20 protein-coding genes and 1 riboswitch are annotated in these 23580 nt (G+C 34.9%); of the genes, 14 read left to right on the top strand and 6 right to left on the bottom strand.

All coding sequences use genetic code 11. The features are described 5' to 3' along the window. Nucleotides 1-7: 7 nt before the first annotated feature. On the bottom strand, nucleotides 8-3586 hold the full coding sequence (locus AVL50_RS32590) for a sugar-binding protein (RefSeq protein WP_082795807.1): 3579 nt from the start codon (nucleotides 3584-3586) through the stop codon (nucleotides 8-10). Between the two features lie 1027 nt (nucleotides 3587-4613). Here AVL50_RS32590 and AVL50_RS13475 point away from each other — a divergent pair. The 12 genes from AVL50_RS13475 to AVL50_RS13420 all read left to right on the top strand — a co-directional run bounded on the left by AVL50_RS13475 (nucleotide 4614) and on the right by AVL50_RS13420 (nucleotide 16293). Then, nucleotides 4614-6197, top strand: coding sequence for a hypothetical protein (locus tag AVL50_RS13475; protein WP_172826838.1), 1584 nt, complete (start codon nucleotides 4614-4616; stop codon nucleotides 6195-6197). 158 nt (nucleotides 6198-6355) lie between these two features. Next, complete coding sequence (locus tag AVL50_RS13470; RefSeq protein WP_062617019.1) at nucleotides 6356-7174, top strand: SUMF1/EgtB/PvdO family nonheme iron enzyme; 819 nt, start codon at nucleotides 6356-6358, stop codon at nucleotides 7172-7174. A gap of 22 nt (nucleotides 7175-7196) precedes the next feature. Beyond that, on the top strand, nucleotides 7197-8114 hold the full coding sequence (locus AVL50_RS13465) for a GyrI-like domain-containing protein (protein WP_062617018.1): 918 nt from the start codon (nucleotides 7197-7199) through the stop codon (nucleotides 8112-8114). A 173-nt stretch (nucleotides 8115-8287) separates the two neighbouring features. Then, complete coding sequence (locus AVL50_RS13460) at nucleotides 8288-9385, top strand: serine hydrolase (protein WP_172826837.1); 1098 nt, start codon at nucleotides 8288-8290, stop codon at nucleotides 9383-9385. 1 nt (nucleotide 9386) lies between these two features. After that, the gene (locus AVL50_RS13455; protein WP_062617016.1) at nucleotides 9387-9656 is read left to right on the top strand and encodes a hypothetical protein; all 270 of its coding nucleotides are present in this window, start codon (nucleotides 9387-9389) and stop codon (nucleotides 9654-9656) included. A gap of 32 nt (nucleotides 9657-9688) precedes the next feature. After that, the gene (locus tag AVL50_RS13450; protein ID WP_062617015.1) at nucleotides 9689-10582 is read left to right on the top strand and encodes an ADP-ribosylglycohydrolase family protein; all 894 of its coding nucleotides are present in this window, start codon (nucleotides 9689-9691) and stop codon (nucleotides 10580-10582) included. A gap of 86 nt (nucleotides 10583-10668) precedes the next feature. Then, on the top strand, nucleotides 10669-11271 hold the full coding sequence (locus tag AVL50_RS13445) for a suppressor of fused domain protein (RefSeq protein ID WP_062617014.1): 603 nt from the start codon (nucleotides 10669-10671) through the stop codon (nucleotides 11269-11271). A gap of 14 nt (nucleotides 11272-11285) precedes the next feature. Next, nucleotides 11286-12095, top strand: a complete 810-nt coding sequence (locus AVL50_RS13440) for a metal-dependent hydrolase (protein WP_062617013.1) — start codon at nucleotides 11286-11288, stop codon at nucleotides 12093-12095. Nucleotides 12096-12600: 505 nt separating this feature from the next. After that, on the top strand, nucleotides 12601-13053 hold the full coding sequence (locus AVL50_RS13435; RefSeq protein ID WP_062617012.1) for a hypothetical protein: 453 nt from the start codon (nucleotides 12601-12603) through the stop codon (nucleotides 13051-13053). 192 nt (nucleotides 13054-13245) lie between these two features. Then, nucleotides 13246-13644 carry a hypothetical protein gene (locus tag AVL50_RS13430; RefSeq protein ID WP_062617011.1) on the top strand — a complete coding sequence of 133 codons (399 nt, stop codon included), beginning with the start codon at nucleotides 13246-13248 and terminating at the stop codon, nucleotides 13642-13644. A gap of 113 nt (nucleotides 13645-13757) precedes the next feature. Next, complete coding sequence (locus AVL50_RS13425; RefSeq protein WP_082795806.1) at nucleotides 13758-15221, top strand: serine hydrolase domain-containing protein; 1464 nt, start codon at nucleotides 13758-13760, stop codon at nucleotides 15219-15221. Between the two features lie 214 nt (nucleotides 15222-15435). Further along, nucleotides 15436-16293 carry a sterol desaturase family protein gene (locus tag AVL50_RS13420; RefSeq protein WP_062617009.1) on the top strand — a complete coding sequence of 286 codons (858 nt, stop codon included), beginning with the start codon at nucleotides 15436-15438 and terminating at the stop codon, nucleotides 16291-16293. Between the two features lie 12 nt (nucleotides 16294-16305). On the opposite strand, the gene AVL50_RS13415 is transcribed toward AVL50_RS13420, so the two are convergent. Beyond that, nucleotides 16306-16644, bottom strand: a complete 339-nt coding sequence (locus AVL50_RS13415) for a hypothetical protein (protein ID WP_062617008.1) — start codon at nucleotides 16642-16644, stop codon at nucleotides 16306-16308. 273 nt (nucleotides 16645-16917) lie between these two features. After that, on the bottom strand, nucleotides 16918-17499 hold the full coding sequence (locus tag AVL50_RS13410) for an alkylphosphonate utilization protein (RefSeq protein WP_062617007.1): 582 nt from the start codon (nucleotides 17497-17499) through the stop codon (nucleotides 16918-16920). Between the two features lie 229 nt (nucleotides 17500-17728). On the opposite strand from AVL50_RS13410, the gene AVL50_RS13405 reads away from it, so the two are divergent. After that, a complete protein-coding gene (locus AVL50_RS13405) occupies nucleotides 17729-19051 on the top strand; it encodes an MATE family efflux transporter (RefSeq protein ID WP_062617006.1) in 1323 nt (440 codons plus the stop codon). A 97-nt stretch (nucleotides 19052-19148) separates the two neighbouring features. Here AVL50_RS13405 and AVL50_RS13400 read toward each other — a convergent pair whose 3' ends face one another. Then, nucleotides 19149-20252 carry a cytochrome-c peroxidase gene (locus AVL50_RS13400; protein ID WP_062617005.1) on the bottom strand — a complete coding sequence of 368 codons (1104 nt, stop codon included), beginning with the start codon at nucleotides 20250-20252 and terminating at the stop codon, nucleotides 19149-19151. Nucleotides 20253-20398: 146 nt separating this feature from the next. Beyond that, a riboswitch (SAM-I-IV-variant riboswitch) is annotated at nucleotides 20399-20504 on the top strand. 57 nt (nucleotides 20505-20561) lie between these two features. Between AVL50_RS13400 and AVL50_RS13395 the strand changes: the two genes are divergently transcribed. Beyond that, nucleotides 20562-20774, top strand: coding sequence for a hypothetical protein (locus tag AVL50_RS13395; RefSeq protein WP_062617004.1), 213 nt, complete (start codon nucleotides 20562-20564; stop codon nucleotides 20772-20774). Between the two features lie 128 nt (nucleotides 20775-20902). On the opposite strand, the gene AVL50_RS13390 is transcribed toward AVL50_RS13395, so the two are convergent. Together AVL50_RS13390 and AVL50_RS13385 are read right to left on the bottom strand one after the other, a co-directional pair. After that, nucleotides 20903-21895, bottom strand: a complete 993-nt coding sequence (locus AVL50_RS13390) for a GAF domain-containing protein (protein ID WP_062617003.1) — start codon at nucleotides 21893-21895, stop codon at nucleotides 20903-20905. Nucleotides 21896-22371: 476 nt separating this feature from the next. Next, nucleotides 22372-23568, bottom strand: coding sequence for an FtsW/RodA/SpoVE family cell cycle protein (locus AVL50_RS13385; protein ID WP_063850705.1), 1197 nt, complete (start codon nucleotides 23566-23568; stop codon nucleotides 22372-22374). Nucleotides 23569-23580 lie beyond the last annotated feature (12 nt).

Below are 23580 nucleotides of genomic sequence, written 5' to 3'. Positions count from 1 at the left end.
TTTATTTTTACTCTTTTAAAAATAGTTTTGATACAATTCCTTGGCTTGTTTCTATTTTCAAGATATAAGTTCCTGAATGAAGAGTTGCCAAATTGAGGGTAATCTGATTGGTGTTGACTTCTTGATGTAAAAGAACTTGACCAATCATGTTTAATACCGTTACAGTTGAAGCATCTGTTGCTAAACCGTTGATATGAAGAGTACCAGAAGTTGGGTTAGGGTAGACCTTTAGGGCTGGTGACAAACTAGGAATATCCAGTACTTTATCTTCTGCAGTCATGAGAGGTTTTCCAATAAAATTGAGTTCAGCAATGGCTGTAAATGGAATTTCTGGGTTGTTTTGGGCTTCTGTCAATGCTACCAATTTGATATATCTTCCTGTTGCTGCCTCAGGCAGTGAGATAATCTGAAGCTTTTTATAATCTTCTTGAGTTGGAGCCGTACCGTAATCAATTTCTCCGGAGTGTACAGCGGTTCCCCAGTTTTCAAGATCATCTGTCAAATAGATTTCATATTTACCAATGACACCATTGGGGCCCCATTCATCCTGTCTTGGTAGATAGTGCATTTCACTGATGGTGAATGTTGATTTAAAATCAATTTGTATTTCATGTGGTAAGTCCGGCTTAGCAGAGAACCACTGTGTATGCCAAAACGTTTCTGGGTCACCATCCACAGCATATTCTTTTAAGCTGGGTTGTTTCCCTTCTTCATTGGATTCACTGTCTGCAAAAATCACTTCCCATGGAATTTGGTCCATATAGTTATATTGCATAGAACCTAACGCTAGCGTTCCAAACTTGTAAGTATCAATGCTGGATAAATTTTCCTTGGTGTCATTGGCCCAGAAAATGTTGTGATCATTGGTGCTTTCATCATCTCTGTCAGTAACACTGATGTCAAAGCCCATTTCGAGCCCTTCACTAAGGTCCACAGACTCCATGATGCCATCCCAAGGAATTTGAGCTTCTATAATGTATCCTTCTTTTTGATCTCTTGTAATGTAAGAGAAACCACTAAAATCAGTGCCCTTTTTCCATTTTCCATTTCCTGAATAGAGGTTGTCATCTACACCGTAATTCAAGCGGATTTGTAATGCATCTTCTCCATATTCCCCTTTGGCATTATGCTCATTATCTGGATTGAAGAAAAGTTCAACATTGTCGGCATTCCAATAGGCAATTCCTCCTTCATATTTTACTTTTTGATCGTCTTTTACATTGACATAGAAATAGATATTCTCCTTATCATACATTGCTTTAAAAGTGTAACTTAAGTCAGAAGAGTCGGGCATCTCTTTTCCACTGCCTTCAAAAGCTCCTTTCTGCCAACTTGCCCAGCTCCAAGCCTCATCCATTACGCCATCAATGGCAGGGATGATATTAGTGTAAGGCAAAGTGAATTTTTTTGGTGTAGCAATGCTTGGGTCTTCCTCAGGAATGCTTACAATATCACAGTTATTGGTTTCTTTGATTTTTGTTAGTTTGACAGCAACATCATCCAGTTTCATTCCTTTATAAAGTATGATTCTGTCAACTTGGAAATGAGAAGAACGTCCGCTTAAATTAACAGTGTATTCTCCTGCTTCTGGAAAAACAACAGACATCCAAGGTTGGCCTTCATTATGTAAATCCAATTGTCCATTGAGTGTGAAGTCATCTGTACTTCTACCTACAAACTTTTCAAAATGTGTTAAGGGTTCTTGTTTTGCTCTTCCAATATCATCATCAAAATAAATCCAGGCATCATTCCCTAAATCACCTCCTCTTTCTCCTTCAGGTTGCCTCATGGTCCATTTTACCGTATAACTGCCAGGATTATTGATTTTGAAGGTATAAGAAATAGTTTGACCATTGGGAACGGATTGGTAAGAATTAGGACCTCCGTAATAAATATATTTTCCACCGGAAGCTTTTTCATGATCAGTGCCTATTTTCCAGTGACCTACCAGGGGGAAGCGCTCTGCTTCAAAAATCAGCAGTCCGTTCACTTCCTCCACCTCGCACTCCCCCAGGCATTCAAAGTTTAAAGATCTCCATCGGCCTCGGGCGTATGCAAATCCATCTCCTTCAGGGATCAATCCATTGGAATGCGAGTTGGATTCTATCTGTACTTCATCCCCTTTTTCAATCAATACATTTTTGAATTCATGGGTATAAGGCTCCATATCTGTAGTAGCTACAGGGTTTTGAAATTCCCCTACAAGTTGCCCATTTACTCTGAGCCGGAACGTGCTTTCACCATCCTCCTCTGTGAGTGTAGTCATAGCAACGTTGTAAAAACCTGTAAGCCCATCGAATACCTTTTTTGTAGCGGCAAATTTGTCTTTGTATTGCACAGCATCTACAGCAATAGCATTACGACTGTTGTCTTTATAAGCAGTTACAAAAGTGTCCAGTTGAGCTACCTCAAAATCTTTGACAGCAATGTATGCTAGGTCAGAGCATTCTGGAAGAGGATGAACAGCGACTTCAACAATATCTTGAAAGTTGCCTTCGTCAGTAGTTGCAGTTATATTGATAGTTCCCTCTTTTACTCCAAACACAACACCTTTGTTGGAGACATAAGCTACTTCGGTGTTTGATGAAGTCCATGTGATGTTTTTGTTTGTGGCGTCTGCTGGTTCTAAAGCATAAGCAATTTGAACACCTCTTCCCATATAAGCATTCATACTTCCGTGTAAAATATCAATTCCTTTTACAGGAATAATAGCACCAAGATGAATTCCGTCACCAATGAAGTTTTGAAATTTTTCAGGACTGCCAAACTCGTCTCCTAACAATAAGTAATACACCATACCAGCATCAGAAATGTCTGCGCCTTTTCCCTGAGGATGAAACTGCATTCGACTGTATATCCATTGAATATTGGAGTCAGAATGCGTTTCCATCCATTTCCAGGGGGTAAAGTCGGTACCTGAGCACCAAAGTTGATCAAGGTTGTCACATCCGTTTTGGTCTTGGATCTTTTTATATTTCAGTCGATCACCACTTAGTGTAATAGCTTCTTGCATAGTATGATGTGCATTTCTACGCAGATGATTGTCATTAAAACCACTATGTGAAATGATTTGAACGTGTGAAAGAGCCTCAACTTTTCCATTGTCAATCACTTTTTGCACGGCTCTGTAGAAAAATTCAGAAGTTCCCATATGAATAAAATATAAAGGATCTTCTGCAGTGGATTTGCCCAATTCTTCTGCCAGGTGATTGAGGGGTGTGTCTAAATTTTCAGAGATATCAAAAAATACAGCAGCATCAAATTTCCATCGTTCAATACCACCATCAGCTGCTTCTTTCATATAATTGGTCTCTGTGGTATGTGCAGGAGCATCTATGAAGTTGTTGTAAGAGAAATGCACTACTTTATCTTGTAAACCCAATTTTGCTATAATCGCTAACGAGGCGGGTGTACCTCCCCAGTCATCAGGGTCTGCTCTGGGCCATTGTGCTTCGGGGTGATTATCCGGTTGGTTATTGCCATCTGCACTAATGGCAATACGGTGATTATCATAACCAAGAGATTGTGCTGAAAGCTGTCCTGTAAACACTATAGACAGCATAAAAAGTAATAAATTCTTTTTCATCAGTTGTTTGTATTAATTAGAAAGGAGAGCATGCTTGATAGTGAATAATCTGGAGTACTAGAACAAAATGAATAATGGTTTTTATAAGGATAGAGGAGAAGTCACACTGCAATGTTCTTACATTCATTGCTTTTTAAAAGGCCTCTATCTAAAACCTAAAAAGGAGAAATTCACTTTTCAAACATGCTCATTTATAGATTGCTAAAAAGCATAGTTAAAAGTAGTAGGATGAGGTTATAAAAAGTCCATTTTCCTATTTAGCAAAAACTTTACAAAGGGTTAGTTTAATTTATTGACACCTTGATTTTCACCTTTACAGGTTTTTTGCTTTTTGCAAAAATGTACCCCTTTAAAGCACCTAGGGAGGGTAAATTTTAGTGTTTAGCGAGGGGGTTTTATTTAAAACTCCTTCCTATATCGAACTAAGTCTTGTAATGCGTATATTTTACGTGTAATATTTGTAGTGTACAGTAATAAAGTATTAAGCCAAAAGTAGATCATGTTTAATTCTAATTTATTTTTTGTGAATACAATGTCTAAAAACGTATTAATAGTGGTTCTATTTATTACTCTGTAAACTAAGTTTTCGTTATTTATAGAGTTTAGAAATCAGGAGATTTCTGATGATCTGAAGGACACGAATGACGCTAACGCTTAACATTCGCGCCATTGAGCTTTCTACCATTATAGTTTGGTAGTACTACTCCCCGTGGCATTGAAGGGAAAAGCGTTAAGAATTTCATGAATTGAGCCGTTAAAAATGGTTTTCTTGTTTGAGGAAAGCGAGTTTAAAATCATTTAGGCGAGTGGAATGAAATTTAGCTTTTGACTTCCATTTTCAATGGAAAAAAGAAGAAGGAGGAAACTTGAAAGTAGATCATAGAAAATTTGTGAAAAAGCGGATTGAACGTTGACGATAATTTAGTCTTAGTACTTACATGTATGTAAATACTTAAACATTTAACTAACTAATTATGAAATGAGATTTGATAAGAACTATCTGTTAGTGTATTTTTTTATTTCGGTTATGAATTTACAAGGATTTGGTCAGCCAGCTAATCAAGACAAAAATCCAAACTCACTTACTCTTCTACAGCTTAAAAACGCCAATTCACTTTTGAACACGAACCCAGACAGCGCCTTACTCCTGTTTCAAGAAATTATTGAAATTTATGAGGAAGCTGAGGATACTGTCAAAGTTGTCAAATGCCATATTGGTATGGCCGATGTGTTTAAAAACAAAGGACAGTACAGTCTTGCCTACGATCATTTGTGGGAAGGTTTGATATTAGCAAAGCAGAAGAGCAACATTTTATTACAAAGTGAAATCAATGCAGACATAAGTGTATTGTACAGCATTTTTGAGAAATATGAAATGTCTATTGAGTATCTTCAGTTGGCACTGGCACAAGCAAAAGCCTTGGTGGAACGGAAAGAAGTAAATGCATGTCACACCACTTCGCTGTATTATTCCATGGCCGTCCAATACCGCAAGGCCAAAGACTTTTCAAAAGCAATGGTTTATTTGGACAGTTGTAGGACTATAGGAGTGAAGCACGGGAAAAATCCTTTGAACAATACCGCTTACGTGAATACGGAAAAAGGAATTGTTTCATTGTACCTCAATGATCTAAAGGAAGCGGAATATTATCTTTCAGAAGCAGAACAATATTTTGCTAAAAACAACAATGCTTTTCAGGTGATTGTCTATAATTTCTTAGGCAATTTGTATTTGAAAAAAGAGCAGTCCACATTAGCCATTCATGCTTTTCAAAAGGCATTGCAACTAATGAACATTTTTCATACACATGAAGATTATAGGATAGACGTCCTTCAACACTTGTCTTTTTTATATGAAAAGGAAAACCAGACAATGTTAGCCTTGGAAAGCTTAAAAGAGGCCAATGCCATTTCTGATAGCTTATTCAATATCAAAAGTGTTTATAATAACCGGTTGTTTCAGATCAAGGATAAGTACAGGGAAACGCTTTCACAGAAAAACCTTCAGCTCAATGAACAGGAACGCGTTATTGAGAAAAATGAATTACTGAGAACTCGTTTATTCATTGTGATTGGCTTTCTGCTTTTTACCATTCTTCTCACCATCTTTTTATTCTACCTGAAATACAAAATTAGGAAAATGAAAATGGAGCAACTACAGTATGAAATGAAAATACAGGCTGATAGAGAACGCGCAGAGGAAATCATGGAAATAAAGAGTAAAGAACTGACCGCCAATACGCTTTTATTTATTGAAAAAGAACAAACGATTACGGAACTGATGGAGGTGATCAAAGAAGAAGCTCCGGCTAGTTATACAAAAGTCAGCTCAAAGGTATCACAAGGTAATACGGACATGTGGGATCGTTTTAATACTCTTTTTGTAGAGGTGGATACGGATTTTTACAGACGATTGAGAAGAAAATTTCCAGAGCTGTCACCTACAGAATTGAAACATTGTGCTTTGATCAAATTAAAGTTTAATACAAAAGAAATGGCACAGTTACTCAATATTTCACTCAATAGTGTACAAATCTCTAGGCATAGAATTCGGAAGAAAATGGGATTGGAACGCAATGAGAATTTGAGCAATTATATTGGTGATTTGTAATTTGTCACCCGAAAGTTTTACCGTAAGGTCGTTGCATTGTAACGGCCTTATAATCCCTCCTCAGTAGCCAATTATTAGTCATATTAAAGATTCTGAACTTTGGAATAGTTCTCTTTGATGAAAAATAATATCTTAGATATTCAAAATACACCTTGAAAATGAATTATAAAGCTCTATTATTATTTATCTCTTTTGTGATTTGTATCTCTTGTAACCCCAAAAAAGAAACTCCTAATATTGATTGGATTTTTGTGGAAGGAGGAACTTTTGAGCAGGGAAAAAATCAAATTGTCATCAGCCCAAAAGGGGATACAATAAGAGGTTTTGCAAGTCCTCATCGGTTTGTAGAACTGAGTGATTTTTATATTAGTAAATATGAAATCACAGTAAAACAATTCAAAGCATTTTGTGAGAGTACAGGAAGAGTAATGCCTGAACCACCTATTGAAAATGCGTATGGTGAAAAAGTGTATTATCAATGGGAAGACAATAAACCTATGCTGGCAACATGGCATGAAGCGAATGATTTTGCGAAATGGGCAGGGGGAAGGTTGCCTACAGAAGCAGAGTGGGAATACGCGGCTAAAGGTGGAAAAAAGAGCAAAGGTTATCAATACAGTGGCAGTAATAATCAACTGGAAATAGGCTGGGTGGGTGAAAATGCCGACAGTACTTTCCATGAAGTAGGATTATTAAAGCCCAATGAATTGGGGATTTATGATATGACCGGCAATTTAACGGAATGGGTTTCTGATTGGTACAATCCTGCAAAAGACAGTCTGGTAAGCAAGATCAATCCACAAGGTCCGTCTGATGGAGAAGATAAAATATCCAAAGGTGTAAGTTGGTTTTATAATACACAAGGCGAAGATGGAAAACCTGTACCTTTTGGATTACATATGCCTGAAGTGAGGTATCAGTCTCCTCCTGACACTAGAAACGATGGGTTTGGTTTTAGAATAGCAAAGGATAAATAAGCATCAACTTTAAAAGGAATAAATGACGGAATCAGATAAAGAATTGCAGGCAGACCATAGAAGTCGTATCAACCGTGTATTTGAGTTTATAGAACATAATTTAGCTTCTGATTTGTCATTAAAGACTGTGGCTGAAGTTGCGTTTTTCTCTCCTTATCATTTCCACCGCATCTTTAAGTTGATGACAGGTGAAACGCTCAATAAATACATTACTCGAAAACGAATTGAAAAGTCAGCGTCTGATTTATTACATCAGAATACCTCTACTTCAGCATTGGCACATAAATATGGTTTTAGTGATAATTCTTCCTATTCCAGAACTTTTAAGAAGTATTACGGAGTTAGCCCTACTGAATTTAAAAATCTAAATACGCATCGCTTTAGCAAGATTAGTCAACTGAAAAGCAAGAATGGACAAGAGTATCCTGATTATGAAGAATACATTTGCATCATTGATCAACTGAAAAATTGGATAAAAATGAATGCAAAAATTGAAGTAATGGATATACCGAAAAGGGATGTGGCTTATGTGTCTTGTATTGGACCTCAAAACTTGTCAGATGCTTTTGGTACTCTAATGCAATGGGCTACTCCTAAAGGTTTGCTGAAGGAAGAAACTAAAATGATGACGATTTATCATGATAGTTTCAAAATAACGGAACCTCAAAATGTAAGAATGAGTGCTTCTATGGTACTTGATACGCCTATCAAATCAGAAGGAGAAATCGGGCATTTGAGTCTTGAAGGGGGAAAGGCCATTGTTGGACATTTTGTAATTGGTATTGATGAATTTGAAAAATCCTGGACAGGTCTTTTCCTTTGGATGAATGAAAATGGTTATAAAAAAGCAGATCGTGAACCTTTTGAAATCTACCATAACAATTTCAATGAGCATCCAGAAAGAAAGGCCATCGTAGATTTCTGTATACCCGTTGAATAAAATACAGAAGGTTTTCTGAGCGTTTTTAACCCTATAACAAGTGAATGGAATTGGTTTATGAAATGGTGAAGACTATATTCATGGCTTTGAGCGTGTTTGAAATATATCTTTTAGTAAAAATTTTCCAAACATGCTCTTATAAAATATATAATGCTCTATACATAACACAAACCATGAAAAAGTATTTCCTCTTTTTTCAACTAATTCCATTATTTACTTTCGCACAAACTGATGCTATTGATCAACTTTTGGAAGATAAAATCAATATGGAATCAGAAAACCCTGTGCATCATATTTTACTTTCTATAAAAAGCCCATCATTTGAATATCATAAGGCATTCGGCACCCCGTCGTCAGGCCATATAAAAGAAAGTCGATTTAGAATAGCAAGTAGTACCAAGCTGTTTGTTTCCACTATTGTATTGCAATTAGCAGAAGAAAAGAAGCTTCATTTGAAAGATAAAACCTCACAGTATCTCAAAGACTTACAAGGGGTACAGTTTGAGGAATTGCATATCTATCAAGGGAAAAGCTATTCAAATGACATCACAATAGAACAGCTTCTCTCTCACCGTTCGGGATTGGCAGATATCTTTTCCGATAAAGAAGAAGCATTTTTTAATCTCTTACTAGCGAATCCTCAAAAGCAATATTCCCCTCAGTCTATTTTAGCACTTTACTATCAGTTGGGATTAAATAAAGCACCGCATTTTACACCTAACAAAGGATGGTACTATTCGGATATGAATTATGTTTTGCTTGGGCTTATTATTGAACAAATACAGGAAGCCACTTTAGCCAATGTGATAAGAAAAAGAATCTTGGAGCCATTGAGCATGAAGGATACATTTTTTGAATTCTATGAACCAGCTCCACAACCTTATCCATCCATCAACCAATATGTAGGTACCATCAATTTTTCTGAAATCAACACCTCATTTGATTGGTCTGGAGGAGGCCTCGTTTCAACAAATAAAGACTTGTCAATTTTTATCAAAGCCCTCTTCAATCAAGAATTAATCAATAAGAAATCTTTGAAGAAAATGACAAATGTGAAATTCACAAAAGAGAATGAAAATAGATATGGGTTAGGGATGGATGAATCAACATATAATGGAAATATTTATTATGGACATTATGGGTTTTATGGTACATACATAGGCTATTCTCCTAAATCAAAGACCGTTATTTCCTATTGTATAAGTCAAGCAACACCCAGTTTTAGTGTATATAAAATGATTAATGAGGTGTTGGAATTATTGAGTGAGTGATATGGATAGAGAGAAAGTTAATTTTGTCGTTGATCAATTAATCATTCAATTAGATAAATGGAACAATAGACAATATCTGGAAGATAAGGTTAATGTCGATGTATTGATACGAAAACTATATAAGATAAGAGAGTGTAAGAAACTGGATGCTATGCAGTCAAGTTATCAAGCCTTTCTTCATATTTTAGTAGAAAGAAAACCTCCAGAATTAGGTGAATTTTTAAGAAGAGAATTACTGGAATTAGAATTAGAAATTTTGAATAGGAATTAATGATTTTTTGATTATTGTTAATTGTAAGTGAAATGTTATTTAGTAGAAGAACATCAAATAAAATAAAAGAAAGACTGCTTGGTTGTCTTATTGGTGGAGCTATTGGGGATTCAATTGGCGGTTATTTTGAAGGAAATTATTCCAATCAATACCATGAGGGTTTTAGGTGGACTTTATCAGACGATACTCAACTAACACTGGCAACCTGTGAGGCTATTTATAACACAAAGAAGGTTTCTGCTGAGCAAGTAGCAAAAAGCTTTTTAAAGTGGTTTAATGAAAGACGCTTAACAGGGTTAGGTTCAAGTACACTGAAAGCGTTGAGGGAGTTGCAAGTAGGAGGGCATTGGGCTTTAGTAGGAAGAAGTGGTGAATACGGAGCTGGAAATGGTGCTGCTATGAGGATTGCTCCATTAGCTTTTAAATCATCTGTTTCAAGGCTGGATGTTCAGGATATAAGTATCATTACGCATAAAAATGATGAAGCCTATATTGGAGCATTATGTATTTATAAATCATTGGTGAGATGTTTGAATGATGAATTTATAACTTCTCAAAGTTTGATAAAACCTTTGATTGAAGAGTTGCCAGACACAAGAATTAGAGACCGATTAATTGAGTTAGAGAAAAGAAATGATCTAGATATTGAAGAATGCGGAAAACTATTTCCTCCAAGTGGATACGTTGTTGATTCAGTTCCGTTTTCAATATTTTGTGCTGAAAAAATCGTTACAAGAAGCTTCAGAGATATAATTATTAGTCAAATTAAAGTTGGAGGTGATACAGATACAGTTTGTTCCATGACAGGGCAAATTATAGGGACTGCTTTTGGTGTTGAAAAGTTTGATGAAGAATGGGTGGATAAAGCTAAAAACCTTAACTTATATCCGACGATGGAAAACCTTGTGTCAAAATGGAAATATTAGAGCATGTTTGAAACATCTCTTTTCAAGATATACGAACATACTCTTAAATTCCTCTAACAGTATAAAATCAGTAAACTATAAAGCAAATGGAAAACTCACTAGGATGGAAGGCTATTGACAATGCCTTAGATAACTTATATCAACGTAAAGAAAACAAGCATTTTGCACCCGAAATAGTACCTAGTTTGGGTGGGGATGATTATTTGGAAGGTGTAAGCGTCTATTTCAATGAATCCAATTATCATTATCATTACATATCATACGGACTTTCTGAACTGCATGAAAAAGTATCAGAAGACTCAAAGTACAGTGGGTGGGGCTATGAATTAACTTTTAGGCTTAAAAAGGTTGAAGGTGAAGAGGAGATACCTACTTGGCCTGTCAATTTACTGGAACAGGTTGCTAAAGCGACGTATGAAAATGAAATTATTTTTGATGCTTATCATACTATTTTTAGTGGACCAGTAGATCCTGAATCTAATACGAAAATTGAGGCGATTCTATTTGTGAAAGATCCTGAGTTGGGTACCATTCAAACGGAATTTGGTGAGGTGACTTTTTTACAGCTTTTTGGTTTGACTGAATCGGAATATGAAGGCATCACTGAAAAAAGTATTGATAGAAGAGCTTTTATCAAAAAAGAACAATTGACCAACCCTCAATTAATTACTGATATCACAAGAGGATAATTTGTATTCAATCAATGGACATTTTAACGCATACTTTATCAGGTGTTGCAGTAGGAACTGTAGCATCAAGTTTTGACAACTCAGGATTCACTCAAAAGTTAAAAATCATATTACTTTCAGGTATCGCAGGAGCTTTACCAGATTTAGATGCCATCAGTTTGTGGAGTGGATTTGATTCTACTTTAGGTACTCTTTTTAATCTTTCAACTAGCGGAAGAGACATTTATTCCGCAAAATTTTGGTATTCGCATCATGCATTTCTTCACAGCGCTGTGGCAGGGTTGTTGATTACTGGAGTTTTGGGAGTCCTGTTTATGTTGTTGGGATCAAGTCCAAAAAGTGGAAAGAAGAAAAGTAGGCTATCAATTTTAAGTAAAGAGCGATTTACATTGACCGCTTTCTTTTTTGGTTTTCTAATGCATCTAATAGAAGATATGCCAACACCTGCTTCTACATGGGGAGGTGTCAATTTGTTGTGGCCTTCCAATACTTACATTGGAGGTTTTGGATACATATGGTGGTGGAACAATTATGATATTTTTTTAATTGTGGTGAGTGTGATTATCGCTAATATATTATTGATGGCAATTGGTGGATTTTTAGATTTTAATATAAAAAGGTTGACCGTAATGGTATTTACTTTAGGGTTTATATTGGCCGTTTATCAAATCAAAACCAGAGGATTCGACTTTGCTTACAAAGGCCGCACTGTAAAATATCAGGAGTATGAGACAAAATCGAAGGAAATTCAAAAAGAGATTCTTGGAGAGAAGCTTTATACTTTAATGGAAAGTTTTGACAACAAATTGCGTATCTATTTTTAATCGAATCGATATACTGTAAATGAAATTTTCAACAATTTATGAAATTTAGAAATCAGGAGATTTCTGATGGTTTGTAGGGCACAAATGATACTTACGCTTAACATTCACACCAATGGAATTTAGCTTTTGACTTCTAAGCCTAGACTTTTTGTTTTTCATCAATGGAAAAATGAAGAAGAAGAAAGTTTGACAGTAGGTTATAGAGAACTTGCAGATTAATCAATTGATGGTTGAAGAAAAATAATAAACTTAACGAACTCTACTTTAAATCAAGAGAGAGTGAGAATATCAAAAATGACTGAAAAGACCTACTTGAAAAAGTATCATAGGATCATGTACAAAGTGTTGATGATTATGATGAACTCTTATTTATTCTTTGGATAAAAGAAAGGAAAGAAAATAGTTGATAAAGAAAAGTAAAACTATTAAATAGAAGTAATTAAATCAGCATCGAGACTTCTAAACATGCTCTAAATTACTGACGCAACTATAAATACCTTGCCTTATGAACTTTAAATCATTTTTCAACTATTTAAGCTACCTTCAATACCCACTGATGCTAATAGCTGTATACTTTATGTTGAGCCCTTATTTATTAGGCTTAGAACATTTAAAAGCCAATCCACAAATCGTTTTTGAAAACTTGAATTCAGTATTAATTTTTATAGGATTGGGTACAGGTTTTTCTTCTCTTCAAGATACTACAAAAACACAGAATAATTTTTCCAAGAAAATATGGGAAAACCCGCTAAAAGGGAAATTGACTATCATTTTTATGTGTTTGACACTGCTGTTTTTATTGGTTTTGGGATTGATAGGCTATTTTAAAACTGCAGATGGTATTTTAAAAGAACTATCAGTTGGAGTTATTGTATTAAGCTTGGGCATGTTGGGCTTCTTAAAAACGGCTATTGAGATATTTGAAAATCATCGAAAAGATAAGGTAATCAGTGTATAAAATCATAAATTGAAAACTATTAAAGCTAGAGATTGTAGGAAAATGAAAAGCAGTTAAACTGAACAAAATTTTAAAACCGAACATAAGAACGATCGCTCTTTAAAAGGAGTGGGTTACACATATGTATTAAACCTATTTTTAATGAAGTACTAAACCTTAATTCTTAGTACTTATAAACTAAACATTCAACTAATGGAAACTACAAAGCAGTCTATTTGTATTTATTCAAAAAAAGCAATTTGGGGATTTTCAGTTTTATGCTCACCAATATTTGGGGGAGTCCTTCTAAGAAGTAACTTAAAACAGGTAGAGAAAAACAGCGAAGGAAACATAGTATTACTCTTGTCAATTTTAATGACGATGGGAGTGATGTTTATTATGGAATTAATAAATACACTAGGAAGTTCAACTAGTTCTCTTACTTTACCATTGAATATGATTGGAGGGGCGGTACTTTCTGAATATCTATTTAAAAAGCACCTTGGAGAGGACAATTACGAGCATAAAAAGATTTGGAAACCGCTCTTAATTTCAGTAGTCATCACACTCTCAGTATTAGCTTTGGTACTCATGAGTATGATTCATCGTTAAATTAGACTTTCTCTTGTATTTTGTTAGTAGCAGTGAGCTGAAAATATTTCTATTGAAAGTGAGCGGCTTATAAGTTAACTTTATAAAGTGCTGATTAAAAATTGAATAGACCTATGAAGCATTTTATTAAAGCTATAATTCTTATACTTTTCTTTTCCTCTTGTGAGAAGAGAAGTGTTGTTACTGATATGCAAACTGAAAAATTTACAAGTGAACTCCTTGAATTGAAGGAATATTTTAATATTCCTGGACTAGCGGTTTCTATTGAAAAGGAAGGAGAAACTGTATACAGAGAATACTTTGGTGAGTCAGATGTCGAAAACGGAACAAAGTTAGATTCAAATACCTTGTTTCCTATAGCATCTATTACCAAAGTATTCTCTGGAGTTTTACTGATGAGACTCGTAGAAAAAGGAAAATTATCCCTTAGTGATCCTATTAACAGATATGTATTACAACCTGCAATTCCCGATGAGATTCTTATCCATCATGTACTATCACATACATCACAAGGAAATGTAGGGTTGCATTTTTATTATAGTTCTAGATTTTCCATTCTTACACAAGTCATTGAAAAGGCATCAGGACAAACATTTGCGGAGATTGTACAAAATGAAATCTTTATACCCTTAAAGTTAAAAAATACATTCTTGCTCAAAGATTCAACACAGATTATTGGTATAGCGAAGCCCTATATTTTAGAAGATGGAGTAGAGGATGGATTTATAGACTATGGTTATTCAGCTTCAGCAGGAATAGTTTCTAATTTAGAAGACTTGGCCATTTTTAATAAGGCAATGGATCGTGATTTAATTATCAATAAACAATCAAAAGAGACAATGTTTTCTTCCTTCCGAGAAGGTTTGCCTTATGGGTATGGAATTTTTAATCAGCAGTTTGAAAATCTAAATTTGGTTTGGGCTTACGGTCAATATGATTGCTATTCTAGCTTACTTTTAAAAGTTCCTTCTGAAGATATTACATTAATACTCTTGGCAAATAATAGCCTTTTAAGCGATCCTGCAAGGTTAATTTATGGAGATGTAACCTCTTCTCTCTTCGCTCTTAGTTTTCTGAAAAACTTTTTATTGGATTTACCTCAGATGCCATTGTTGGAATCACCAGAAACTATTACACAGGATCTTGATCACCAAGAAATCCAAAGAAAGAAAATCTTGGCTCAAGCACTTTCTGAGTCTTATATGGCCCGTTATGATACGGAGAAGTTGGAGTCAAGTGCCAAGCTTTTAGAATTTGTTTTCACTAACTACCTAGACTATTTGAATTACGCTGACTTAAATCTTTTACACAATTTATCTTTCTTAAAAGATGTAGCATTTTATAAGGAGCTGGGTGATTTTAAACGTTTTGATCAACAGATAGAAACCATTGGAGAGCAGTTATCACAACAAGAACCCAATAATCCTTATGTCCATATTTATATGGGAACTTATTATGATAGAAAAGGAAATAAAGAAAAAGCAAGGCATCACTTTGAAAGTATTGTAAAGGCCAAAAACTTTTCTCAGAATTGGTATAGTTGGGAGGCCAAAAAGTGGCTGGAGGAGAACCATTAAAACAAGAAAATGAGTATTAGTTTTCTGAATTTTTATTTCTATGATTATCCAAACCTGCTTTAAATAGTATAAAGGTCATTGGGGACTTTTCATTTTTGACAAACAACAGATAATCACTACTTTTAAAATAACAACACACATTCACCAATTAAGTACTAAGTCAAAAATAAATCATAGTTAATTTTGAATTTGTACCTATTAAACTTTTACACTGATGCAAACCTTAATCGATTACTTTTCATCTATGCCTTCTATTCATAGAACCATACTTTTAGTGAGTGGAATTATGTTTTTTTGGATGATAGAAGGTTTTCAACCCTTATTTCTTTTTAAAGGACACAATAAATGGAAACATGCATTGACGAATATTTTCTTTACACTTACAACCGCGGTGGTCAATTTATCATTGGCATTTGTGATGGTAAAAGTGTCTGATTGGGCCGTTACTCATGACTTCGGATATATGCAATGGATGTCAAGTTTTCCGTTACCCTTGGTATTGATTTCAGGTTTAGCATTATTGGATTTAATCAGTGCTTATAGTATTCACTATTTGAATCATAAAATAAAATGGTTTTGGCTTTTTCATTTGATACATCATACCGATACACACGTAGATACTACTACGGCAAATAGGCATCATCCGGGAGAAAGTGTATTGAGATTGATGGCAACTACTTTAGGAGTATTGATAATTGGAGCTCCTATCTGGATGATCTTTTTGTATCAGTCGTTGTCAGTGATTTTATCGCAATTCAATCACGCCAATATTGTACTTCCTAAAAAAGTGGATCAAATACTAAGCTGGATTATTGTGACGCCTAATATGCATCATGTTCACCACCATTTTCAGCAACCGCTGACCGATACCAATTTTGGAAATATTTTTTCGATATGGGATAGGGTTTTTGGGACTTATGCGGAAGCTGATAATAGTACATTAGTTTATGGCGTAGATACCCATATGGAATCTGAGGAAAACAGTAGAATTGCTAACCTTCTTAAAATTCCATTTCAGGAATATAGGGATATCAAAGAAATGAATAAGAAAGAGGAATTGAGTGATGGGTGATTGTAGAATCCTTTACGTTCTTGATTTTTTGTAAATGATTGATTCCATCTCTACGGCATCCAAAAAGTCTTTCCAATGTTCTTCTTTTCGTTCTAAATCAATGTTTAATGACATAAGGTGCTCTTCAATTGTTTTTTTCAACACAAAGGAAGTGTCATTCAAATACATTGCATGGTTTCTATAATCAATGTTATAGATCAGTAAAATATTTTCAGTAATGTCTTTCTTATCCTGAAAGTCAAAACCGACAGTATAACTTGAAATAATGTCATTTAAAGAGATAGACAACTGAGCATCATACTCTTTAGAAATAATTTTCTGTATACTTTCAATATGATTGGCATAAGTCATATTAAAATGGGTTAATGGTCATGATAATTGTTTGGCATGAATAGTTCTGATCTTGCTTCAGACCAAATATAATAGAGTTATACGTAAAGAAACAACGAAGTTCATCAAAGGATAACAATCTTTTAGTGAAGGGTTTTTAATAACAATCTACATTTAGTATTTCTTAAATATTTAATTAGAAAATAAAGTGAAATTAAGATTTGAGTTATTTCAATCGGTTGCATTGTAGCGAAATTTAAAAGAGCCGTTGAAGGCCCTTTTGTATGTATATTGTTATGAGTTCTTTTTTACAAACTTGGAAAGGATCACAATATGTTGCCCGTTGACTCTTCCTTCAATATGTTCTGGGTTGTCATGTACCAGAGAGATATTTCTCACAGCAGTACCTCTTTTGGCTGTGAAGTTGGCTCCTTTTACGTTCAGGTCTTTGATCAGAACAACGCTGTCACCATTGGCAAGAATAGCTCCGTTGCTGTCTTTATGAATTACTTTGTCACTTTCATCCACACCTTCGCCTGTTGCTTCTGCCCATGCTTGAGTATCTTCATCAAGGTAAAGCATATCTAATAAATCTTGAGGCCAGCCTTCACTTTTCAAACGGGACAACATTCTCCATGCTAACACTTGAACAGCAGGGTTTTCATTCCACATGCTATCATTCAGACACCTCCAGTGGTTGGCGTCCATTTTCTCTTTATCATTGATTTGCTCTTGGCAAGTAGAGCAGATATAAGCATGATCTATACTGTCAGATGAATTTTTTGGTTCTACTAAAAAAGGAGATACATGTTCTGTAGATCCACATAGTTCACAAACCCCGTTGCTTCTTTTCTGAAGCTCTTTTTCTAAACTCATTTTTAGGATATATAATTTAAAACTGTTCTAGAACTTATCAAAATTGAGGAAAAAATAAGGGATATGATAATTCATAAAGGAATATTAATGGAATGCCACTATTTTTTATTTTGTGTATTCAATTTTAATAACAAAATTTCATGTATGTCTTCCTCTGAATTCCCCTTTTCACTACAAAGGAGTTTGTAGTTTTATAATGCCAAGTGGCAATCAATTTTTAAATTAGGTTATGAATAACACCAAGGTACTTGAAGGTAGTGTTTTAAATGTATTTTTATCTTTTTCCATTCCCACTATAATGGGAATGTTGGCCGTAACATCGGCAGGAATTGTGGATGGAATATTTGTAGGGAATTATGTGGGAGCAGAAGCTTTGGCTTCCATTTCTTTGTGTGCACCTATTTTTTCACTTCTGTTTGGGTTGCCTATTCTATTTTCAGTAGGAGGGGAGGTGTTTTGCGGGAAATTTATTGGAGAAGGAAATATTGAAAAAGCTCAAACTACTTTCACCAATATCATTATTATAATTGCTCTCATTAGTATTTCCTTAACGGCAGTCTCTTTATTTTATGTTGAAGAAATTGCAGACTTTTTAGGTGCGGATCAATCTATAAAGCCTATGGTGGTGACCTATTTACAGATAATTATCAGTATGTCGCCTGTTTTGTCTTGCTATGCTTTGACCTATTTTATCAGAGTAGATGGACAGCCCAATTTAAGTTTTATATCATTACTATTAGTCGCTTTATCCAATACTATTTTAGATTATATTTTTATAGTAGAATTGGATTGGGGAGTAAAAGGAGCTGCACTAGGGACCTCTTTGTCTTATTTTGTATTGCCAATTTTATTGATTCCTCACTTCATAAAAGGCAATGGAAATTTGAAGTTTAAATTCAAATCTTTTGATTGGAAAATTTTCAAGGACATCTCCTACAATGGCTCTTCTGAGTTTTTCAGTGAATTGTCAGGTGGTTTTTTATTCTATCTGATCAATTTACAGATGTTGAAATATTACGGAACAGAAGGTGTTGCCGCTTATGCAATTGTAGGTTACTTGATGTATTTTATGATTATGCTCTGCTATGGTATGTCGGATGCTCTTAAGTCAATTGTAAGTATCAATTTCGGTGCAAAATTGATGAATAGGGTAAAGCATTTTCTAAAAATATCTGTTGTTACAGCTGTAACGCTTGGCGGAATTTTGGCATTGATGACAACTATATATGTGGATCAATTTATTGATTTGTTCTTAGAAAATGACAGTCCATCTACAAAAGCCTTAACTACCCAATTTATATTATCAGCCTCACCAATAGTGGTGATTTTGGGTATCAATATTTTACTTTCCGCATTTTTTACCTCTCTTCATCACCCCAAACCCTCTTTGATTATTTCTTTGTTGAGAACGTTGATTTTTCCAGTGAGTTTAATTTTTATACTGACGCATTTTATGGGGGGAGAAGGCGTCATTAATGCAGTCGTATTGTCAGAAGTCTTAACACTTTGTATTTCTGTCTATTTGTATTGGAAATATTTAAGGAATGTTTGAGAAATATCTTTTTTTGTAAAAATACATTCAAAATATGCTTTTAAGGAAATTCTTAAAAAGAAATCCCCCAATAGGAGTATTATTGAGGGATTTTATTTTAATTAAAAGGATCAGAATGATTGGGGTTATTGATAAACTCTTCGTCTGTCAAAAGATGAAGAAAAGCAATAATCGCATCTTTTTCCTTTTGAGTAAGGTGTAACTTTATGGGATCACCTGGAAAAATTGGTTCATTACTGGCTTCTTGGATCAAGGGGTCAAGTGTTCTGCTTCTTTTGACATGCTGATCATAATGCTCTAAAACTTCTTCTAATGTATTGAATCTTCCATCATGCATGTAAGGAGCGGTTAAAGCAATGTTCCGGAGTGTAGGAGCTTTAAATTTTCCTTTGTCAAACTCATTTTTTGTGACTTCCATCAGACCTTCTTTAAGGTTATCATTGTCATCCAGTCCATTATTATGAAACCCTCTAAAACTAATAGGATCACCTGATGTAAGGACTCCCAAATGACAGTCTCCACAGTTGCCTCCACGAATTTCACCTGCAATTGGATGGGTAAGGAAGAGATCCATACCTAATTTTTCTTGTTCAGTAGGAGTGTACGTGCCTTTTATGATCTGATCATATTTTGAATTAGAAGAAATCAAAGTTCTCTCAAACTGAGCAATGGCTTTACCAATTTTATCAGGAGTGATTTCTGAACTGCCAAAAGCCAAATTAAATAGAGGTGGATACCTTTCGTCTTGTGAAAGTCTTTCGACTACTTCCTCTAAAGTCATGTCCATTTCTAACACATTCTCTATGGGACCAAGTGCCTGTTCTTCCATACTTGCTGCACGGCCATCCCAGAAAAATTTACCGGTCCACATTAAATTCACGGTCGACATACTACTGAAGTCACCGATTCTGCCATGGATTCCTTCTGCTTTCGCTTTTCCATCTGTAAAAGCCAATTTCTGTTGATGACATGTGCCACATGAAGTAGAATGATCTCTTGACAACTGTGGATCATAAAACAGCATTCTGCCTAATTCAACACCTTTAACGGTCATTGGATTATCTTCAGGCAGTACATATTGTTTTCCAAAATGTGCTGGAATTTCTAAGACATAAGGTTGGTTGTTGATTGGTTCTGACTCCTCACAACTGGATAATAGGGATAAAAGCAACGGTAAAAAGATGAATTTTCTAGATTGCATGTTACTTTGGTTTGTCTTGAAAATACAATTTTTTTAGGAATTATAAAATTGTAAAGTATTACTCTTATCACAACTCTGTTGCATTATGTTAATTAATTTAAAAGCTATTGGAAAGCTGTATTGATTGTTGTAGAATTGCGGAAACATATAAACATCAAGACACCTTCCCTTATGGAAAGGTACCAACCGAGCAAGTAAAGCCACGGTGGTAAAATAGATGTGGTCTGATTCATGACAAAAAAACGGAATCCCCCCTTCTTAATTTTATGCTTGATGTTTATACTTTAGAACAGTAAAAACATTAAAACAATGCTAGAAAAATCTCCTTTCGACTTAACTTTAAAAGAGTGTTATGATATTTTGAAGGATAAATTTGTGACAAATCCTTCAGAAGTGAAATATAGAAACTTAACAATGCTTCAAGCGGAAAGGCTTTTAGGTTTGAGAAACACCAATGATCATTCGAGTCCAAAGCTTTATGGTCATCATTTGTTAGTGAAAATTGAAGAAAAGTTAGGATAGTTCTCTATTGAAGAAGTGCTTAGGAAGCGATAAGATAAGCGTTGTCTCTTCGTTTGGAAAGATATGACCCGTGGGGCTTTTTGTGATTGTGCTCCACAATATGAAGCTCAATGTATGAACCTGCAAGTTCAGTATGCATTTTGAAAATCGTGTGATCTATGATAGATCAACGCATCAAGCTCATTATTGGATTTTTGTAGCAGAAGTTGAGTATGCCGAAGGCGGTCCTGTTGTTTCTTCAAGGTAGATTCTTGTCGAAAACGGTCGGAGATATCTTTTCCTATAATTTTAAAACTTCTAGTTGAGGATTGGTAAATCACTTTGATCATTAAAGTGAAGATCCTTTTTTTGTCTCTTTTGAATCGAATATTTTCAGATTGGGTTGTCATGGTTGATTTTGCCTTCAGAATGGTTTCTTCAAGAAGTTCATAATCATTACCGAAGACATAATCCATAATATGTTTTTTTGAACGGCCAAGTTTATCTTCCCAAGCATAATTTCCATTTTGAATGTTCCAAAGCTCATCAATATTGGTCATTAAATCAAAGGACTCTTGAGAACTGCTGTCTTCTTGATACTCTGCAACTTTAACTTCAGCATTAATTTGTTTGATAAGTAGTTTGTAAGTATCAACAAGAGGTTGCATGTGTAAAGCATAGTCATCTTCAAACTTTCCTTTTTTATCACAAAGCCCAATTACTCCTACTAGTTCGTCTTGAAAATGAATGGGAATCAACAAAAATGAAGACCAAGGTAGACCTCTAGATAATCGGTCATTGTCATAGCGTAATAAGGGTTGCTTTAAGTGTTCTGTATATTTTAAAAAAAAGTAAGCTTTTGAAATATCTTCAAAAGGTAAAGGAGGATGATCTAGCATTGATTTATTAAAAGGGTTGCTAGTATTGAAGCTCACTTTCTTTTCCATCAAATATTTGTAATTTTTGATACCGTCTTGATGGTTAAGGATGCCTAGAAATCCATATTTACAATTGGATGCTTTTACCAAACTTTCGATACTCTCTTGCAGTATAGCTGTGGGGGCTTTATTGGATAGTAGATGTTTGTTCACTTCGCCTATCAAACGAAGTATTAAACCATCTAAGTGGGGTAGTCGAGACATACATTAAAAAACATTTTGTTGATGTAACTTAAACACCATTTTTTACAGAGAAGTTGTTTTTACTTCGAGCCTAAACATATGATAATGTAATCTTTGGAAGATTAAAAGAAAATTTCTGAAAACTAAACGTGATTTTAGAGGATTCTCTACAGTATAGAATTGTCTTATATTTATTGATGTGCTGATTAATAATAGGTATTGTACAATGAATTAGTATTATTTTAATGTAATCAGTGTCTTTGATATTTCTTATTAAACTATACTTACAGAAGTAAGAAATTGTATATAAAAGGTATTATTTTTCTAAAAAATGAAAGGAGAATTGAGATATTACCACGTTTTTGATGGTGGATATTCCCAATTCTCCTTTGTATTATTATAATAATTCAACCTTAAAATAATCCTGTAAAAGAAAGATAATTAATGACCAGAAATCTAGTATTCCACTCACCTGTTATCGTTTCATATATTAGAAATTAGTTTCTAATTCTTACATTTCTAGGTCTATTTGTTCCTTTTTGACCTTGACGCTCACTCGCTCTTTCGGCTCTTTTAAAACGGACCTCTTCTGAATCTTCTTGTGCCGATTTACTGACACTCAAAATGATACCCACAGTCATACCTGTAAATAGTAAGGAAGTACCACCCATACTGATCAGTGGTAGAGGCAAACCTGTCAGGGGCAACAAACCAACTACAACTCCCATATGTACGAAAGCTTGCAGAATTAAACTAAATGTGAGCCCTGCTGCTAATAAACCACCAAAAGCCTTCTGACTATTGGCGACAATGGTTATTCCCCGGTAAAGCAAGGTCAAATAAAACCCAATGATGATCAGTGCTCCAATCATACCGTATTCCTCCACGATAATGGCGAAAACAAAATCAGAATAGGAGTGAGGAAGGAAGTTTCTTTGTGTACTATCACCAATTCCTTTGCCCCAGAAGCCGCCTGTAGAGATGGCGATATAAGATTGCTCTGCTTGGTAAGGAAGTTCTGATTCACTCATAAATGAAGACAGACGACTCACAGCTGTTCCACCTCTTTGACCAAATTGATAGACAAACAAACCTGCCATGGCTCCAATCACTAAGAGCATCAAAAGGTACTTGATCGGTACTCTACCAATAAACAATTGTAGCATAATGGTTAGGAAAAGGAGTGAAGCGGTAGAAATATCAGAAACTCCGATCAGTCCACAGATAATCCCTGTCCAAATCAATAGAGGCACGATGGCTTTATTGAATTCACCGATGTCTCTTTGTCTTTTCCAAAGCATGGCCGCCATGTTGGTAATTAGTGCCAAACGTGCCAAATCTGAAGGTTGGAATGTGAAATTGATCAAAGGGATATTGATCCATCTTGAAGCACTGTTGATTTCAGACCCAAATAGCCAAGTGAAAATCAGAAGCGGAATGGAAAGTAATAAGGCATACCTCGATAGTCTTGAATAATAGACATAATCAATTCTATGACAAATAAACGCACCTATTAACCCAATAAAAACCAAAGTGGAATGACGAAGCAGGTAATGTTCATTATCTCCTCCAGCTTGCATATAAGCAAGTGATCCTGTAGCACTATAAACAACAAGTACCGAGAACATGGATAATGTAATCATCACTGCCCAAATAATGCTATCTCCTTCAAGTTTCTTTAAGATCTTTTCCATCTTCTAATTTTC

This window comes from Flammeovirga sp. SJP92 (assembly GCF_001583495.1).
Taxonomy (GTDB): Bacteria; Bacteroidota; Bacteroidia; order Cytophagales; family Flammeovirgaceae; genus Flammeovirga.
Note: the sequence above shows the minus strand (reverse complement) of the source record. Positions and strands in the feature narration are given on the sequence as shown.

Coding starts and splice junctions, on each gene's coding strand:
- AVL50_RS13435 (WP_062617012.1), top strand. CDS start 12,601: ATGAACTTTAAATCATTTTTCAACTATTTAAGCTACCTTCAATACCCA.
- AVL50_RS13420 (WP_062617009.1), top strand. CDS start 15,436: ATGCAAACCTTAATCGATTACTTTTCATCTATGCCTTCTATTCATAGA.
- AVL50_RS13475 (WP_172826838.1), top strand. CDS start 4,614: ATGAATTTACAAGGATTTGGTCAGCCAGCTAATCAAGACAAAAATCCA.
- AVL50_RS13455 (WP_062617016.1), top strand. CDS start 9,387: ATGGATAGAGAGAAAGTTAATTTTGTCGTTGATCAATTAATCATTCAA.
- AVL50_RS13415 (WP_062617008.1), bottom strand. CDS start 16,644: ATGACTTATGCCAATCATATTGAAAGTATACAGAAAATTATTTCTAAA.
- AVL50_RS32590 (WP_082795807.1), bottom strand. CDS start 3,586: ATGAAAAAGAATTTATTACTTTTTATGCTGTCTATAGTGTTTACAGGA.
- AVL50_RS13470 (WP_062617019.1), top strand. CDS start 6,356: ATGAATTATAAAGCTCTATTATTATTTATCTCTTTTGTGATTTGTATC.
- AVL50_RS13465 (WP_062617018.1), top strand. CDS start 7,197: ATGACGGAATCAGATAAAGAATTGCAGGCAGACCATAGAAGTCGTATC.
- AVL50_RS13390 (WP_062617003.1), bottom strand. CDS start 21,895: ATGTCTCGACTACCCCACTTAGATGGTTTAATACTTCGTTTGATAGGC.
- AVL50_RS13460 (WP_172826837.1), top strand. CDS start 8,288: ATGAAAAAGTATTTCCTCTTTTTTCAACTAATTCCATTATTTACTTTC.
- AVL50_RS13450 (WP_062617015.1), top strand. CDS start 9,689: ATGTTATTTAGTAGAAGAACATCAAATAAAATAAAAGAAAGACTGCTT.
- AVL50_RS13430 (WP_062617011.1), top strand. CDS start 13,246: ATGGAAACTACAAAGCAGTCTATTTGTATTTATTCAAAAAAAGCAATT.
- AVL50_RS13440 (WP_062617013.1), top strand. CDS start 11,286: ATGGACATTTTAACGCATACTTTATCAGGTGTTGCAGTAGGAACTGTA.
- AVL50_RS13395 (WP_062617004.1), top strand. CDS start 20,562: ATGCTAGAAAAATCTCCTTTCGACTTAACTTTAAAAGAGTGTTATGAT.
- AVL50_RS13410 (WP_062617007.1), bottom strand. CDS start 17,499: ATGAGTTTAGAAAAAGAGCTTCAGAAAAGAAGCAACGGGGTTTGTGAA.
- AVL50_RS13405 (WP_062617006.1), top strand. CDS start 17,729: ATGAATAACACCAAGGTACTTGAAGGTAGTGTTTTAAATGTATTTTTA.
- AVL50_RS13445 (WP_062617014.1), top strand. CDS start 10,669: ATGGAAAACTCACTAGGATGGAAGGCTATTGACAATGCCTTAGATAAC.
- AVL50_RS13400 (WP_062617005.1), bottom strand. CDS start 20,252: ATGCAATCTAGAAAATTCATCTTTTTACCGTTGCTTTTATCCCTATTA.
- AVL50_RS13385 (WP_063850705.1), bottom strand. CDS start 23,568: ATGGAAAAGATCTTAAAGAAACTTGAAGGAGATAGCATTATTTGGGCA.
- AVL50_RS13425 (WP_082795806.1), top strand. CDS start 13,758: ATGAAGCATTTTATTAAAGCTATAATTCTTATACTTTTCTTTTCCTCT.